The sequence below is a fragment of the Mesorhizobium sp. P2_A8 genome (genome assembly GCF_056404935.1).
This window is the reverse complement of sequence record NZ_JBFUDB010000001.1, coordinates 1,204,957-1,220,133: the sequence shown is the minus strand read 5'-3', so window position 1 is coordinate 1,220,133 and position 15,177 is coordinate 1,204,957. Positions and strand designations below refer to the sequence as shown.

The following is a 15,177-nucleotide window of genomic DNA, read 5'->3' as shown; positions in this document are numbered from 1 at the left end:
CCTGCTCGCCGCAATGTGGCGGCGCGGAGCATTTTTGCCACAAAATTGCCGCTGCATTCGGCTCAATGAGACTATCGCAAGGGGACGTGTCGACACTTGTGGTAAGGAATTTTCAAGGTTAACGGGCTTAGGGTCCGTACACGTTCAATGCAGTAGCCTTGGCATGAATTGCCTTGGCGCAGAGAAAAAGACGATATCCGCAGCCATGTTCGCCAAGCTTGCCCGCACCGGAATCCTGATCGCTGCCCTCGCCGTGGCCGGCTGCAACGATTCGTCGATGAAGGATTTCGCGCCGGAGGCCAACAAGCCGCTGCCCGACAAGATCCTCGCCGACATGAGGGCGAAGGGCATGGTCCGCACCTCGTCGGTGATGGCCCGCATCTTCAAGGAAGAGGGCAAGCTCGAAATCTGGAAGGCCAAGACCAACGGCCGCTACGACATGGTCGCGAGCTACGACATCTGCAAATGGTCGGGCAAGCTCGGGCCGAAATACACCGAAGGCGACCGCCAGGCGCCGGAAGGCTTCTACACGGTGCGCCCGGCGCAAATGAATCCGCGCTCGAACTACCATCTGTCCTTCAACATCGGCTTTCCCAACGCTTATGACCGCGCCAATGGCCGCACCGGCGCCAATCTGATGGTGCACGGCGCCTGTTCGTCGTCAGGTTGCTATTCGATGACCGATGCGCAGATCGAGCAGATCTATGCCTTCGGCCGCGATGCCTTCCAGGGCGGCCAGACCGAATTCCAGATCCAGGCGTTTCCGTTCCGCATGACCGCCGCCAACATGGCGCGCTACCGCAACGACCCGAACTATGAGTTCTGGAAGATGCTGAAGGTTGGCTACGACAATTTCGAGGTCACCAAGGTGCCGCCGAAGGTCGACGTCTGCGAGAAGCGCTACGTCTTCAACCAGGTTGCCGCCGACGGCCAGACGTTCAACCCGACCGGCCCTTGCCCGGCGACCACCCAACCGGATTCTTTGAAGAGCGCCTACAACGCCTATCAGAGCACCTACGACGCGGCGTTCAACGGCGCGCTCAAGGCCAGCGTGCCCCCGCCGAAGCCGACCATCGCCGGCATCAAGGAAGCCAGCATCGTCTCCGACTGGTCGAAGCGCCGGGCACGCGGCGAACGCGTGCCGATCGACCCGCCGTCGCTCAACACCGACGGTTCGGTGACCGAGACGGCGCGCATGGGCCGCATCGATTCGCCGGCCGGCCGCAAGATGGCGGCACTGGACGCCGAAAAAGCCGCCAAACAGAAGGCCGAAGAGCAGAGGCTGGCCGCCATAGAGGCTGCCAAGCAGGCCAAGGAAGCCGCGAAGGCGCAGGCCCTGGCCGAAAAGGAAGCAGCCGAAGCCGAAAAATTGGCGGCCAAGACCGCCAAGGAAGCGCCTGTCGCCACCGCCACCATAGCAGTCCCCACCGACGCCGCGCCTGAAGCAGAAACGCAGGCGGCAAGTGCCGACGAGAGCCGGGTAACGAGGTTGAAGAACAAGCTGCTCGGCATGTTCGGCGGCTGAGGTTTTTCGCCTTGGCCCAGGACGACGCTGTCTATGACCTCAAGGGTTTGAACTGCCCCTTGCCCGTGCTCAAGGCGAAGAAGCGCCTTGCCGGGATGCAACCGGGCAGCAGGCTGTGGCTCGAAACCACCGACCCGCTCGCCGTCATCGACATCCCGGCTTTCTGCTCCGACAGTGGCCATCAACTGATTGAAACGGCGTCGGTCTCAGGCGGCCATCGTTTTCTGGTCGAGCGCGGCGAGCAGCGAACCTAGGGCTTAATGCCCGGCTATCGCCAGCGGGTTGTTCTCCAGCGCCGCGCGGTCGGGCGTGTCGATCGACGGCCGGTTGGTGAAGGCGGCAAACAGCCGGCGGATATAGTCCTCGGGCATGTCGAGCGTGATCAGCACCAACCGCGTGCCGCGCTGGCCATCCGGCCAGGACCGCAATTGGACCGGCGGATGCAGAATCTTCTGCACGCCATGGATCACCAATGGCCGCGACGGGTCTTCCCTGAGTTCGATGACGCCCTTCATGCGCAACAGATGCTCGCCATGCGTCGATCGCAGCAAGTCGAGAAACATCTCGATCGCTGAAAACGGCACCGGGCCGTCATGGACCAGCGAATAGGAACGCACGCGCTGATCGTGGCGATGGTCATGGTCATGCTGGTGATCATGACCGTCATGATTGTGATCATGGTCATGCGTCGCTTCCTCACCCAGCCAGCGCCGCACGTCTGCGGATTTGGTCGCCGGGTTGTAGAGCCCACAGTCAAACAGCGCCGCCACGCCGGTCGCCGTGTCGGCGGCATCGAGCAGTTCGGCCCCCGGATTGATCTGCCGCAAGCGCGCCCGCAGCGTTTCCAGGTCGCTGGCGTCTGTGACCAGATCGGCCTTGCCGAGCACGATGCGGTCGGCTACGGCGACCTGCTTGACCGCCTCGACATGACCATCGAGCGTGGCATTGCCGTTGACCGCATCGACCAGCGTGATGACGCCGTCGAGCCGGAAGGCCTGGACAAGCGCCGGGTGCGCCATGATCGACTGCAGCACCGGCGCCGGATCGGCAAGACCCGTGGTCTCGATGATGACGCGGGCAAGCCGGGCGATGCGGCCGGTCTGCAGCCGGTCGACCAAATCGGCCAGCGTGTCGACCAGTTCGCCACGCACCGTGCAGCACAGGCAGCCGTCGGAAAGCTGGATGATGCCGTCGGAAGCCTGCTCGACCAACAGATGGTCGATCGCCACCTCGCCGAACTCGTTGATGATGACCGCCGTGTCGGCCAGCGCCGGATCCTTCAACAGCCGGTTGAGCAGCGTCGTCTTGCCGGCGCCGAGGAAACCGGTCAGCACCGAGACTGGGATCGGAAAGCCGCTCATCGGCCTAGTTGGCAACCTTGACCGGCTGGTCGCCCTGCGCAGCGGGACCGGCAACGACCGGACCGGTGCCGGCTGGTGCCGGCCTGTCGGGACGCCAGCTCGGGACCGGCACATCGGCATATTCCTGGCCACCCTGGTCGAGCATCGCCTTCGGCGCCGGACCGGTGGCGCCGCCGAGGCCGACGGCTACCAGCGTCGGCACATGGTCGAGCTTTTCCTGGTAGGGCGACTTCGGCACGTCCTTGGTGGCAGCCGCCGGCGGTGCCTCGGACTGCTCCGCCGGCGCCTTCTTCTTGCAGATCTCGTCATGCATGTCGTTGGGCGAGACGGTGTCGCCGTACGGCGCCAGCGTGGCGATGGTGGCAGAGCCGGCCGCCGGCGTGTCAAAACCCTGATCGAGCAGTTTCGCGGCGGTCTCGGCACGGGTGACTGCCGATTTCTCGCCAAGCACGACCGCGACCAGCGTGCGTCCGTTGCGGGTCGCCGAGCCGATCATGTTGAAGCCGGAAGGACAGACGAAGCCCGTCTTCATGCCGTCGGCGCCGGGATACCGGCCGATGAGCAGATTGTAATTCGGGATCGCCTTCTTGCCGACCGCAAGGCCCTCGATCGAGAACCATGGCGCATATTGCGGAAATTCACGCCGGATCGCCATCACCAGCACGGCGAGGTCGCGCGCCGTCGTGTACTGGTCCGGCGAATAGAGCCCGTTCGGATTGACGAAATGCGTGCCGTTCATGCCGAGCCGGGTCGCCTCGGCGTTCATCCGTTCGGCGAACGCCGCCTGCGAGCCGCCGACATTCTCGCCAACAGCCATGGCGATGTCGTTGGCCGACTTGACCAGCATCATCTTCAGCGCGTTGTCGAGCCGCATCACCGAGCCCGGCTTGAAGCCCATCTTGCTTGGCGGCTCGGCGGCGGAGTGTTTGGTCACCTTGATCGGCGAATCGAGCTGGACCTCGCCGGCCGCGATCGCCCGGAAGGTCACATAAGCGGTCATCAGCTTGCTCAGCGACGCCGGATACCAGCGCTTGAACGCGTCCTGATGCTGCAGGATCTTGCCGTTATTGAGGTCGAACAGAACGACCGGATTGGCCTGCGCCGACCCGGCCAGGACCGACAGCACGATTGCGCCAGCCGAGAATAGTTTGAGGAAATGCCTGTGCCGCATGATCAAATCCGAAATCGCCTCTTGCCGTAGTCGCCCCTGGCTCCGTAAGATTTCGTTACGCGATCGCCAGCATGATGCGTCCGACCCTCAAAAAACCGGACCACATCGTTGCGGTGCTATTTACTCTATGTGACGCCAACATGGCAAAGTGCCTGACGATCACAATTGCAAGGCAGCGGACGACACCCGCCTGTCCCAACAGCGAAATGGAACCATCATGCCAATCCTGAACCGTGCCGCCGAAATGCAGGACGAAGTTGCCGGCTGGCGCCAGCATCTGCACCAGACGCCGGAATTGAACTTCGACGTCTTCAAGACCGCGGCCTTCGTTACCGAGAAGCTGAAGGCCTTCGGTTGCGACGACGTGGTGACCGGCCTCGGCAAGACCGGCGTCGTTGGCATCATCCGCGGCCGCCAGGGCGAAGGCCCCACCATCGGCCTGCGCGCCGACATGGACGCGCTGCCGCTCAACGAGATCACCGGCAAGCCCTACGCCTCGACCAATCCCGGCAAGATGCATGCCTGCGGCCATGATGGCCACACGGCGATGCTTCTGGGTGCCGCGAAATATCTCGCCGAGACGCGCAATTTCACCGGCTCGGTGGCGGTGATCTTCCAGCCGGCCGAGGAAGGCGGCGGCGGCGGCAACGAGATGGTCAAGGACGGCATGATGGAGCGCTTCGACATCTCCAGGGTGTTCGGCATGCACAACATGCCGGGCCTGCCTGTCGGCCAGTTCGCCATCCGCCCGGGCCCGATCATGGCGGCGACGGCCGAGTTCACCATCACCGTGCGCGGCAGAGGTGGCCATGCGGCAATGCCGCACGCCACGGTCGATCCGATCGTCATCGCCAGCCAGCTGGTCGGCGCCTTGCAGACGATCGCCTCGCGCAGCACCGATCCGGTCGAGGCCGTGGTGGTGTCGGTGACCAAGTTCCACGCCGGCGATGCCTACAACATCATCCCGGAAACGGCAGAAATCGCCGGCACCGTGCGCACCTTGCGCAAGGAAATCGCCAAAAAGTCCGAAGAGCGCATCCGCACCATCTGCGACGGACTGGCGACCGCGTTCGGCGCCAAGATCGAGGTCGACTACCAGGCGAATTACCCCGTGACCTTCAACCATGCGGAAGAGACGGTGTTTGCCAGCGACGTCGCGGCCGGTGTCGCCGGCGACGCCCATGTCCACCGCGGCATCCAGCCGGTGATGGGCGGCGAGGATTTCTCCTATATGCTGGAAGCCCGGCCCGGAGCCTTCATCTTCATCGGCAACGGCGACACCGCCGGTCTTCACCACCCGGCCTACGACTTCAACGACGAAGTCATCCCGCACGGCATGAGCTATTGGGTGAAACTGGCTGAAACCGCACTGGCGGCCTGATGCTTATTGCCAAAAGGGCTGGCCGAATTGCATTCGGCCTGCCTCTTGGCGAAACGATCCGAAGCGGCTATGTGTCGGGCCGCGTGGTCCCGTAGCTCAGTAGGATAGAGCGGCAGATTCCTAATCTGTAGGTCACAGGTTCGATTCCTGTCGGGATCACCAACGTTCTCAAGGACTTAGAGAGAAACTGCCGTACTTTTTGCGAAATTTTTTGTGAAATTAGTACGGTGAATTTCCTAGACCTCAAACTTTGGGGCATTGATCGGCCGGGATGCAGTGCATGCCGAGCGCGTGATACCCGCTGCGAGCCGGCGGATATCGTTTCTGGTCAGGCATGCAGCGGACCGGCGGTGGGTGGCCTTTGGTCCTAAGATAAAATCCACGCCGGAAACGTGCTAGGATGGCCGCCGCGCGGCGCGACTTGTCATGCTTCAAAGCGGTCAGGAACGATTGTCATGCTCAATCCAATCTCCATCATGGCCGACCGGCTCGGCGACTATCTGTCAGAACTCTATCTCCAGTATTTCTCGCATCGCAATCCGGAATATGCGAGCTACATAGGCGGGGCGGCCCGCCTTGTCCTGGAGCGCATCGGCAATTCGAACGCCCTCTATCACAACATCGAGCACACGCTGATGGTTACGCTCGCTGGCCAGCAGATCATCCGCGGCCGGCTGCTTTCGGAATCCCTGACCCCCGATGACTGGCTGCATTATACCTGCGCGCTGCTTGTCCACGACATTGGCATGGTGCACGGCGTGTGCCCGGGCGACACCGAGGACAGCTTCGTCATTAACGAGGCCGGCGACCGCTATACGCCACCGCGCGGCACCTCCGACGCGGTGCTTGCGCCCTATCATATCGAGCGCGCCAAGATCTATGCGCGCCAACGTTTTGCTTCCTCGAAGTTCATCAACGAGGAGCGCATTGTCGAGGCGATCGAGATGACGCGCTTTCCGGTGCCGAACGATCCGGCCTACCAGGTCACCAACACCGAGCCGGCGCTGGTCAGGGCCGCGGACCTGATCGGCCAGCTCGCTGATCCCTTCTACCACCGCAAGCTGCCGGCGCTGTTTGCCGAGTTCTCTGAGATCGGGATGGTGGAAAAGCTCGGCTGCAAGACCGCCGCCGATCTCGGCGCCATCTTCACGGATTTCTTCACGCTGCAGGTCGAGCCCTATATCGGCGACGCGATCCGCTATCTGGAGTTGACGACGGAAGGCAAGCAGTGGATCGCCAACCTCCACAGCAACCTCTTCCAGTCCGGGCATCGCCCGGCCAAGATCGGGCCGTTTCCCGGCGTGTCGCAGCCGACCTCGGCGAGCCTTTCGGTGGTAACTTAAGAGCCTGGGATTGTTTCCTCTTTTCCGCCGATGCCAAGCCGGCATTGGTTGCATTCACCAGGCATGCAGCGAACCAGCGATGGGTCGACTGGGAGTGGGTCTTGCAGTCCGCCGTACTTTCTTGCGAAATCAGATCGTTGGAGAGGACGAAACCATCACACCCTTGCGCGCGCATTCCATAGCTGTCGGGCCCCAGAGGTGAGAGAGAACCCTCGCCTGCGCTGGCATTTCAGCGTTCGTCTGTTGCACTGGCTGACCGTGATCGCACTCGCGGTGCAGATTACTGTCGCCTTCGGACCGATGAACGGGCCGGGAATGGCGATGATGAACTGGCTTCCGCTCCACATGTCGATCGGCGTGACGATCCTTGCCATCATCGTGCTCAGGCTTTGCTGGCGCATCCTCACCCAGCCCCCTGTCAGGCAAACCTCACGGTCCGTGCGGTTTGCTACGACTTTCTTCCACATGTTGCTCTACGTCATGATTCTTGCCGTGCTCACAACGGGATGGCTAGGCTACCGGCCAATGCCTTTCATGCCTCCGGCACCGCTTTTCGGAAACTTGCCTGTCCCGTTGGCACCATCCGTCGGCGCGCTGTCGGCAAGGGGTTTCGCGTTCGTCCATGCAAAGCTGGTCTGGATCATGCTTGGATTGTTCGGCGTTCACACCTTGGCCGCGCTTGTGCATTTCGCACTGCTGCGCGACGGTGTCATGCGCACCATGTTCTTTGGACGACAGGACATCGCTTCGCGGGAAGAGAAAGCACAGTTTGCGGTCGACGATGATGCCGGCAGCTCACGCAACGGCTGACGATCCTCCCGCAATGACAGCCGCGTACCGGGCGGCCTTGCCCAGGGCGACGAGAACACGCCGAGATCGACGCGGCCATCACGCAATGTCTCAACGATCATTTTGTGTACCCAGATTTGTTTTAAGATCGGGCTCAACCAAAGTGCAGCACGAAGGGCAGAGACTGCCTCCGGCATCAAACCAAACCAACGATCAACGCCCCCACAGTGGCGTCGGCTTGAGTCACCTGGTAAATAGCGAGCACATCTTCGATGCCGGCGGCGACTTGCTCGGCAAGCATGACCCAATCGATATCGATTGCGGCAGTAGAGCCGGATAGAACCTTACAACTACGCTAGATTTCTTTCCAATGGACGTGAATGTGACCTTTTCTGGTCACTTCGCCCATAGTCGCTCGCCAGTTCCCGTCGTCGGCGACTTGGAGGAGAGCACCGCGCGATCCTAACCAGGTGTGTTCGCCTTGACGACCTTCTGGCATTCCGGCGTCAGCTCGCTCAAATGCTCTGTCAGACATTGAATGACTTTGCCGCCACCTGGCTCCACGCCTTTGCAGAACTTTTCGTAGTCTGCCTGGCAAGCCTCACGTTCGGCCGCTGTCTGCGCCTGAGTTGCAACCATCTGAATGGCCAGGAAAACCGCGCTTAAGGCAATTCGCATGACAAACCCCTCCAAAGTGGCTAACCTTGATCAAAATACCGTGAAGTGTTGAGAGGGGTCAAATGCTTTTGGTATGGCGCATTGCGCTGGCCGTAGCCTCGCTTACGGGGACGGTGCTGCTTTCAGCATGCAACAAGCAAAATGACTATGTTCCGCCGCCGCCGCCCAAGGTTGACGTGGCGCTGCCGCTCAAGCGGACGGTAACGCCCTATCTTGAGGCGACGGGGAACACGGCGGCCGTCAATTCGACGCCGTTGGTTGCCCGGGTGGCGGGCTTCATTCAGGAAATAGACTACAAGGACGGCGACAGCGTCAAAGCAGGCACCCGACTGTTCCTCATCGAGCCTGAACCTTACCAATTGGCACTTGAACAGGCACAGGCAGGACAGACGTCGGCCGATGCCTCGGTCAAACAGTCCAGCGCCGACTTGAAGCGACAGCAGGATTTGCTCGCGCAGAAGGTGATTTCGGCTTCGACGGCGGACCAGGCCGCCGCTGCCGCTGCGGTCGACGTGGCCAAGCAGCAGCAGAACGCCGTTGACGTCAAGCAGGCCCAGCTCAACCTGAGCTACACCGAAGTCAAGGCGCCATTCGACGGCATCGTCACCGCCCGCCAGGTATCCGTCGGGCAGTTCGTAGCCACTGGCAGCGCTTCCGACCTCGCAACGATCGTCCAGATGGATCCGATATACGTCAATTTCAATGTCAGTGAGCAGGACGTGCAGCGGATCAGGGTCGAAATGGCCAAGCGTGGTCTCACAATGCAGAGTCTCAAGAAGATAGCGGTGGATGTCGGCCTGCAGACCGAGACTGGATATCCGCACAAGGGAACGCTCGACTATGCGGCGCCTCAGGTATCTTCCTCCACCGGTACGCTTCTGGTTCGCGCCGTTTTGGAAAACAAGGGAAATGCGCTGCTGCCTGGTTATTTCGTCCGACTGCGCATTCCACTCGGCGAGCAGCCGGACATGCTGCTCGTACCGGATCGTGCGATCAGCAGCGACCAGAGCGGCCGCTATCTGCTCGTCGCCGGAAAGGACGACACAATCGAGCAGCGTAGCGTCGAGATCGGCCAACTGGTCGGCGAGTTGCGCGTCATTACCTCCGGCCTGACAGCGGATGACCGCGTCGTCATATCTGGCATGCTGACGGCCGTGCCCGGCCAGAAGATCGAACCGACGGTGAAGACCCTCGAGGCAACCCCGGCCAACGGCGCTGGCCAATGATCTCCAAATTCTTCATCGAACGGCCCGTCCTGGCGAACGTCATAGCCGTTCTTATGGTCGTCATTGGCGTCGTCTCGCTCTTTGCGTTGCCGGTAGCGCAGTATCCCGACGTGGTTCCACCGACCGTTTCGGTTACCACCCGTTATCCGGGCGCCAGCGCGCGCACGGTCATCGACACCGTAGCCTTGCCGATCGAGCAGCAAGTCAATGGCGTCGAGAACATGCTCTACATGCAGTCCTTCGCCGCCTCCGACGGCAGCTACAACCTGACCGTAACTTTTGCCATCGGTACAGATCTCGACCTTGCCCAGGTGCTTGTTCAGAACCGGGTCTCTGCCGCCATGGCCGGGCTGCCCCAACCAGTGCAGGTGCAGGGCGTCAACGTGCAGAAGAAGTCGACCGCCATCCTCGAGATCGTGACGTTGACCTCGCCTGACGGGAAATATGGCAGCCTCTATCTCAGCAACTACGCGACGATCAGCCTTAGAGACGAAATCTCGCGTTTGCCTGGCGTCGGCAATGTCAGCGTATTCGGCGCGGGTCAATATTCCATGCGGGTCTGGCTCGATCCCGAAAAGATGTTGGCGCGCGGCCTGACCACGCAAGATATCGTTCAAGCACTTCAACAGCAGAGCGAACAGGTCACAGCAGGTCAGATCGGCGCTCCGCCGGCGCCGGCCGACCAGTCCTTCCAATATTCGATCGAAGTGTCCAGCCGCCTTGACGATCCTGACCAGTTCGGCGCCGTTGTGGTCAAGACGGGCGCCAACGGCGATATGACGCGTGTTCGCGATGTCGGGCGGGTTGAACTCGGGGCGCAGACCTACGGACAGTTCTTCAACCTCGACGGCCAGCAGGCGGCCGGCATGGCCATCTTTCTGGCACCCGGCGCGAACGCGCTCGATGTGGCCAAGAGGGTCGCGTCCAGGATGGAGGAACTGGCGCGTGCCTTCCCGCAAGGCATAGCTTACGCGATACCGTTCAACACGACGAATTTCGTCAGCCAGGCGATCGACGAGGTCTACAAGACGCTGTTTGAGGCTGCGGTGCTGGTCTTGATCGTCATCCTCGTCTTCCTGCAGGATTGGCGGGCGATGCTGGTTCCGGCCACGACCGTACCGGTCACCATCATTGGCGCGTTCGCCGCAATGGCGGCGCTCGGCTTCTCGGTCAACCTTTCCACCTTGTTCGCCATCGTGCTCGCCATAGGCATCGTCGTCGATGACGCCATAGTCGTGGTCGAGGGGGCCGCCCACAACATGGAACGCGGCATGTCGAGCCACGACGCCGCCATTGCCGCCATGAAGACACTGTTTGCGCCGATCATCGGTATCACGCTGGTGCTGCTGGCGGTGTTCCTGCCGGCGGCCTTCCTTCCCGGCCTTACGGGCCGGATGTACGCGCAATTCGCGCTTGTGATCGCAGCGACCGCGTTGATCAGCGCGGTCAACGCCGCGACATTGAAGCCAACGCAATGCGCGACATGGCTTAGGCGTCCAGTACCACCGGACCAGCGCAATGTTTTCGCGCGGGGCTTCAATGCGGCCTACCAGCGTGCCGAGAATGCCTACGCCCGGTTGATCGGAATGATGGTGCGCCATAGCGCCGTAACGGGCGTGATCGCACTCATGATCATCGGCGCGGCTGGCTACGGCATGTCGCGCGTCGCCACCGGTTTCATCCCTATCGAAGACCAGGGTTATCTGCTGGCTGCGGTTCAACTGCCTGACGGCGCCTCGCTTGGCCGCACCCAGGAAACGCTGCAGCAGGTTTCAAAGATCGCCAAGGCCACACCTGGCGTGGAGACGGTGGTCACCATCGCTGGGCTTTCGGCCCTCGACAACAATTCGACGCTCGCCAACGCAGGCGTTGCTTACATCATTCTCAAGGACTGGGGTCTGCGCGGCAAGAGCGAGGACCTCGCTTCGCTCTACGCCGCTCTCAACAAGAATCTGTCAGCTATGGCCGACGGGCTTGTTCTGGTGCTTCCTCCGCCACCCATTCAGGGCATCGGCAACGCCGCCGGCTTCACACTGCAGATCGAACTCCGCGATGGCAGTTTCGACCTCTCGAAGCTCCAAAGCACCATGAGGGCGGTGGTAAGCAAGGCTGAGACGCAATCGGGCATCCAGCGCGTCTCGTCATCGTTCCGCGCCAACGTCCCGCAGTACAAGGCCGAGATCGACCGCGACAAGGTGGAGGCCCTCGGCCTTACCACGGACCAGGTGTTCCAGACGCTCGCCGGTTATCTCGGCTCGAGCTACGTCAGCCAGTTCAACAAGTTCGGGCGTGTCTTCCAGATCTATGTGCAGGCTGACGCCCAGTTCCGGTTGACGCCGGAGGAAATCGGCCGCCTTACCGTCCGCAACAATAACGGAGACATGATCCCACTCGGAACCGTGTTGACGATTGAACCCAGCGTCGGTCCATCGCTGATCAGCCTGTACAATCTCTACCCCGCCGCGTCGATCGTGGGCGTGCCCGCCACGGGCTTTTCGTCAGGTGATTCGATCAAGCTGATGGAGGAGATCGTAGCGGATAGCCTTCCGCCCGGTACTGGCTTCGATTGGACTGCCCTGTCTTTCCAAGAGAAGCTTGTTGCCAATCAGATTTATCTGGTGTTCGGAATGGCGCTGTTGCTTGTCTACCTGGTCCTTGCCGGCCAATACGAGAGCTGGCTCGCTCCGATCTCAATCCTGCTAGCCGCGCCGCTGTCTCTGGTGGGGCCAGTCCTGGTACTCAATGGCCTTGGCATCGACAACAATCTCTATGTCCAGATCGGCCTTATCCTGCTCATCGCACTGTCAGCCAAGAATGCGATTCTGATCGTCGAGGTCGCACGCGAATTGCGTGCCGCCGGCACGCCTATCGTCGAATCGGCGATCGATGCCGCACGTGCCCGCTTCCGGCCTATTCTAATGACATCGTTTGCCTTCATCCTCGGCGTGGCGCCGCTGGTATTTGCAACCGGCGCCGGTGCCAGCGCGCGGAAGTCGATCGGCATCACGGTCTTTTCAGGCATGCTCGCTTCGACCTGCCTGGCCATTCTTTTCGTGCCATCCTTTTTCGTCATCCTGCAACGATTGGAGGAACTGCGCTCCAGACGCCAGAAGAAGAACGAGGCTACTCCAACGCTCCTCTAGTGGCGGTACAATCAAAACCAGACGGCGCGCCGGCATGCCTAGGCGTCAACCACCAAAGGCCCGCGCGAACAGGCAGCCTCAGCCGACCCTGACGACAAAATGCTTGGTCACCGGCTCGATGATCTTCCACGTTCCCTTGAAATCGGCTTCCACCACGAAGGCATCGCCGGGGCCGACCTCGACCGGTGCACCGCCGTCGGGGGTGATGATGATGCGGCCGGCGATCATGTGCACGAATTCGTAGTCGGTGTAGGTCGCATGATAGGTGCCGGGCGTCGCCTGCCACCTGCCCGACATCACCTTGCCGTCTTCGGTCGTGTGCTGAACGGCGGTTTTCATGGTCGGCTTGCCCTCGACCACGACCCAGCCGGCCAGATCGCCGGCTTCCGCGTTTTCGACGGCGCCGAATTTGAGGATCGTCTTGTCGGTCATATCAGTGGCTCCGTTTAATTGGTCGTTCAGGCGTCAGGTGTCTGGACGGTCAGATAGCCGATGGCCCTGGTCCGGGCAACCGGCGCGGGGGCCTCATGGCGAGCCTTGCGCTGCGTGAGCCTCGAGCATGCGCCGCGCGCTTTCCTCGTCGGTGATCAGGATCGTCGGCGCGATCAGGGTCATGGCACCGAGCAGCGCCTCGGTCTTCTCCGCACCGCCGGAGGTGAGGATACGGATCGGCGCCTTGCGCAGACGGTCGACATCCACCGACATCACGTGGCTGTTGACGGGATGGTCGACCAGATCGCCATTGCGGTCGAAGAAATGGAACAGAAGGTCGCCAACGGCGCCACGCGCAAGCAGGGCCTCCCGATCCGCTTCCTTGAGAAAGCCGCCGCGAGAGAAGGTGGTGGCCGAGGCGATGCCGCCGACGCTCAGCAAAACAGCATCGAGCACGTTGGCCATTTCAAAAACCTCCTGCAGGCCGCAGCGCTCAACAAGCGCGATCTTGGTCTCGACGCTGTCGACGACGGCCGGCGTTGGGATCAGATAGCCGTCGCCCTGGAAGATTTGGGCGAAGCGCCAGGCGAACTCGGCCGGGTTGAATCGACGCACGACGCCGACACCGCCAAGCAGCGAAATGACCTTGAAGTCGGCGAGCGACTTGGCGCTGATGAAGGGCAGGCTCGAGAACAGCGTCCGACCCCAGCCGACGCCGACACGCATGCCGGATTTCATCGTGTCGGACAGGAAACTGCCCGTCTTGGCACTGATTGCCGGTACCGGATCGGCGTCGGGCGTGGAAAGCGGCGCCACCAGCGCCTGCTGCAACCCGAAGGTCTTTTCCAGCGCGCGCTCCAGCCGCACGATCTCCGACAATTCGCTTTCGATGCTGATCTTCACCTCGTTGCGTGAACGGGCATCCGCCAGCATGCGCACGATGGTGACGCGGCCAACGCCGAGCACGTCGGCGATCTCGTTCTGCGTCATCTGCTCTACGAAATACATCCAGGCGGCGCGAATCCTGAGGCGATCCGTCCGGCTTTCGCCAGCGACCTGCTCGGGCGTCTCGCTTTTACCTCGACTGTTTTCGGTTTCGCCCTGTCGTCGCCTGCCCAATCTATCCCTCCCCACGGCGATGGCCGAGCGCGCTGTCGCCGATTCTGCCTGCTGGTCTAATATCCCCTATTGATCTACCAATCGATAGGAACAATGTAGAGGTGGTGGCTGGAGCCCTGTTGGCGGCCACCTGCACGAATTTCGAGGCGATCGCCATGCTGCGACAAATCTCCGAAGACGTCCGCGTCAATCTGAAGGACCGGTTGCGGGAAGTTCGCGATATGATCCGCCAGAGCCGCCATGACGGCACCGGCGACGCCAGTGTCTTGCGCGAAGCCACCAGCCATCTGCCGCCGTTTCCCGGCAAGGGCATAGAAGACCTGCTCAGCCATGCCGCGAGCGCCGTCGACGAAGCGTTGTCGATTGCCGAATCCTTTGTTCCGCGTGAACGCCCGATAAAGGTCGACGGTACGACCGTAAAAGGCCTTGGAACCTATTTCCCGGCCGGAAACCAAGAGCGGCAGTTGAGCGCGGAGCGCCTGTTCCGACGCGACATGTACTATCTGACCAAGGCGGTGCTTGCAGGCCTGAAGATTGAAAACGCCCGCATCCACGAAGCCGATTTCGCCGCGGTCCATGCCACGATGCACAAGCGGCATGGCAATCTGCTGGCCGCTCTGACCGCGCCGGGTGCTGGACTGCAGGCAATCGCGGCCACCTGTTCGGCGCTGCTGGTCGAGTGTCTCGCCCAGCGTCCCGTCCGCTTTGCCGAAACGGCGCCGGAAATGCCGGCGATTGGCGACCGGGCGCTCGACATCAACTGCCTGGCGCCGCTCGTTCTGGCCTGCGGCCTTGCGACAACAGGCAGGGACGGCTTGCCGGAGCCGGATCTGCTGGAGATCGCGATCCTGGCCGCCGATATCCGTCATGATCGCATTGTTCAGGCCTGCGCCAAGGCGAGCCCGATCGATGAACTGACCACCGTCTTCGCCACCTTGCTTGCCCATTTGCCGTAACCCGCTCGAGCAATTCCAGGAAGCGATTTTCCGTCCGGAACTGCGCAAAACAA

The 15,177-nt window shown here is 61.7% G+C and carries 13 protein-coding genes and 1 tRNA gene; 9 read left to right on the top strand and 5 right to left on the bottom strand.

Translation table 11 applies throughout. From position 1 onward, the window contains the following. Positions 1-205 precede the first annotated feature (205 nt). Both AC1D10_RS05970 and AC1D10_RS05965 read left to right on the top strand, forming a co-directional pair. Positions 206-1,525 (top strand): L,D-transpeptidase family protein, encoded by a 1,320-nt coding sequence (locus AC1D10_RS05970; protein WP_477269557.1) that lies wholly within the window; start codon positions 206-208, stop codon positions 1,523-1,525. An 11-nt stretch (positions 1,526-1,536) separates the two neighbouring features. After that, complete coding sequence (locus tag AC1D10_RS05965) at positions 1,537-1,779, top strand: sulfurtransferase TusA family protein (RefSeq protein ID WP_379105468.1); 243 nt, start codon at positions 1,537-1,539, stop codon at positions 1,777-1,779. A 3-nt stretch (positions 1,780-1,782) separates the two neighbouring features. Here AC1D10_RS05965 and AC1D10_RS05960 read toward each other — a convergent pair whose 3' ends face one another. Together AC1D10_RS05960 and AC1D10_RS05955 are read right to left on the bottom strand one after the other, a co-directional pair. Then, positions 1,783-2,886 (bottom strand): CobW family GTP-binding protein, encoded by a 1,104-nt coding sequence (locus AC1D10_RS05960; RefSeq protein WP_477269555.1) that lies wholly within the window; start codon positions 2,884-2,886, stop codon positions 1,783-1,785. Between the two features lie 4 nt (positions 2,887-2,890). Continuing rightward, positions 2,891-4,057 (bottom strand): serine hydrolase, encoded by a 1,167-nt coding sequence (locus tag AC1D10_RS05955; RefSeq protein ID WP_477269553.1) that lies wholly within the window; start codon positions 4,055-4,057, stop codon positions 2,891-2,893. Positions 4,058-4,274: 217 nt separating this feature from the next. Here AC1D10_RS05955 and AC1D10_RS05950 point away from each other — a divergent pair, with 217 nt between their 5' ends. From AC1D10_RS05950 to AC1D10_RS05935, 4 genes are all read left to right on the top strand, one after another. Further along, positions 4,275-5,438 carry a M20 aminoacylase family protein gene (locus AC1D10_RS05950; RefSeq protein WP_477269551.1) on the top strand — a complete coding sequence of 388 codons (1,164 nt, stop codon included), beginning with the start codon at positions 4,275-4,277 and terminating at the stop codon, positions 5,436-5,438. 85 nt (positions 5,439-5,523) lie between these two features. After that, positions 5,524-5,600 (top strand) — tRNA-Arg (locus AC1D10_RS05945). A 293-nt stretch (positions 5,601-5,893) separates the two neighbouring features. Then, the gene (locus AC1D10_RS05940) at positions 5,894-6,781 is read left to right on the top strand and encodes a metal-dependent phosphohydrolase (RefSeq protein WP_477269549.1); all 888 of its coding nucleotides are present in this window, start codon (positions 5,894-5,896) and stop codon (positions 6,779-6,781) included. Positions 6,782-6,979: 198 nt separating this feature from the next. After that, positions 6,980-7,591: a cytochrome b gene (locus AC1D10_RS05935; RefSeq protein ID WP_477269864.1), complete on the top strand. Its 612-nt coding sequence runs from the start codon at positions 6,980-6,982 to the stop codon at positions 7,589-7,591. Positions 7,592-8,032: 441 nt separating this feature from the next. Here the strand turns inward: AC1D10_RS05935 and AC1D10_RS05930 are convergent, their stop codons facing one another. Beyond that, complete coding sequence (locus AC1D10_RS05930) at positions 8,033-8,248, bottom strand: cysteine rich repeat-containing protein (RefSeq protein ID WP_477269547.1); 216 nt, start codon at positions 8,246-8,248, stop codon at positions 8,033-8,035. A 62-nt stretch (positions 8,249-8,310) separates the two neighbouring features. Here AC1D10_RS05930 and AC1D10_RS05925 point away from each other — a divergent pair, with 62 nt between their 5' ends. Continuing rightward, a complete protein-coding gene (locus tag AC1D10_RS05925) occupies positions 8,311-9,474 on the top strand; it encodes an efflux RND transporter periplasmic adaptor subunit (RefSeq protein WP_477269545.1) in 1,164 nt (387 codons plus the stop codon). Further along, positions 9,471-12,617: an efflux RND transporter permease subunit gene (locus AC1D10_RS05920; protein WP_477269543.1), complete on the top strand. Its 3,147-nt coding sequence runs from the start codon at positions 9,471-9,473 to the stop codon at positions 12,615-12,617. Before AC1D10_RS05925 ends, AC1D10_RS05920 begins: the two co-directional genes overlap by 4 nt. A gap of 78 nt (positions 12,618-12,695) precedes the next feature. Here the strand turns inward: AC1D10_RS05920 and AC1D10_RS05915 are convergent, their stop codons facing one another. Together AC1D10_RS05915 and AC1D10_RS05910 are read right to left on the bottom strand one after the other, a co-directional pair. Then, positions 12,696-13,049 (bottom strand): cupin domain-containing protein, encoded by a 354-nt coding sequence (locus AC1D10_RS05915; RefSeq protein WP_477269541.1) that lies wholly within the window; start codon positions 13,047-13,049, stop codon positions 12,696-12,698. A gap of 93 nt (positions 13,050-13,142) precedes the next feature. Further along, entirely contained in the window at positions 13,143-14,168 is a 1,026-nt protein-coding gene (locus AC1D10_RS05910) for a sugar-binding transcriptional regulator (RefSeq protein ID WP_477269539.1), read from the bottom strand. Between the two features lie 119 nt (positions 14,169-14,287). Between AC1D10_RS05910 and AC1D10_RS05905 the strand changes: the two genes are divergently transcribed. Next, positions 14,288-15,124: a hypothetical protein gene (locus AC1D10_RS05905; protein WP_477269537.1), complete on the top strand. Its 837-nt coding sequence runs from the start codon at positions 14,288-14,290 to the stop codon at positions 15,122-15,124. The last annotated feature ends 53 nt before the right edge of the window (positions 15,125-15,177 follow it).

Excerpts from the sequence above, each read along its gene's own strand:
- AC1D10_RS05950 (WP_477269551.1), top strand. The coding sequence starts at position 4,275 with ATGCCAATCCTGAACCGTGCCGCCGAAATGCAGGACGAAGTTGCCGGC.
- AC1D10_RS05915 (WP_477269541.1), bottom strand. The coding sequence starts at position 13,049 with ATGACCGACAAGACGATCCTCAAATTCGGCGCCGTCGAAAACGCGGAA.
- AC1D10_RS05920 (WP_477269543.1), top strand. The coding sequence starts at position 9,471 with ATGATCTCCAAATTCTTCATCGAACGGCCCGTCCTGGCGAACGTCATA.
- AC1D10_RS05955 (WP_477269553.1), bottom strand. The coding sequence starts at position 4,057 with ATGCGGCACAGGCATTTCCTCAAACTATTCTCGGCTGGCGCAATCGTG.
- AC1D10_RS05960 (WP_477269555.1), bottom strand. The coding sequence starts at position 2,886 with ATGAGCGGCTTTCCGATCCCAGTCTCGGTGCTGACCGGTTTCCTCGGC.
- AC1D10_RS05970 (WP_477269557.1), top strand. The coding sequence starts at position 206 with ATGTTCGCCAAGCTTGCCCGCACCGGAATCCTGATCGCTGCCCTCGCC.
- AC1D10_RS05925 (WP_477269545.1), top strand. The coding sequence starts at position 8,311 with ATGCTTTTGGTATGGCGCATTGCGCTGGCCGTAGCCTCGCTTACGGGG.
- AC1D10_RS05930 (WP_477269547.1), bottom strand. The coding sequence starts at position 8,248 with ATGCGAATTGCCTTAAGCGCGGTTTTCCTGGCCATTCAGATGGTTGCA.
- AC1D10_RS05940 (WP_477269549.1), top strand. The coding sequence starts at position 5,894 with ATGCTCAATCCAATCTCCATCATGGCCGACCGGCTCGGCGACTATCTG.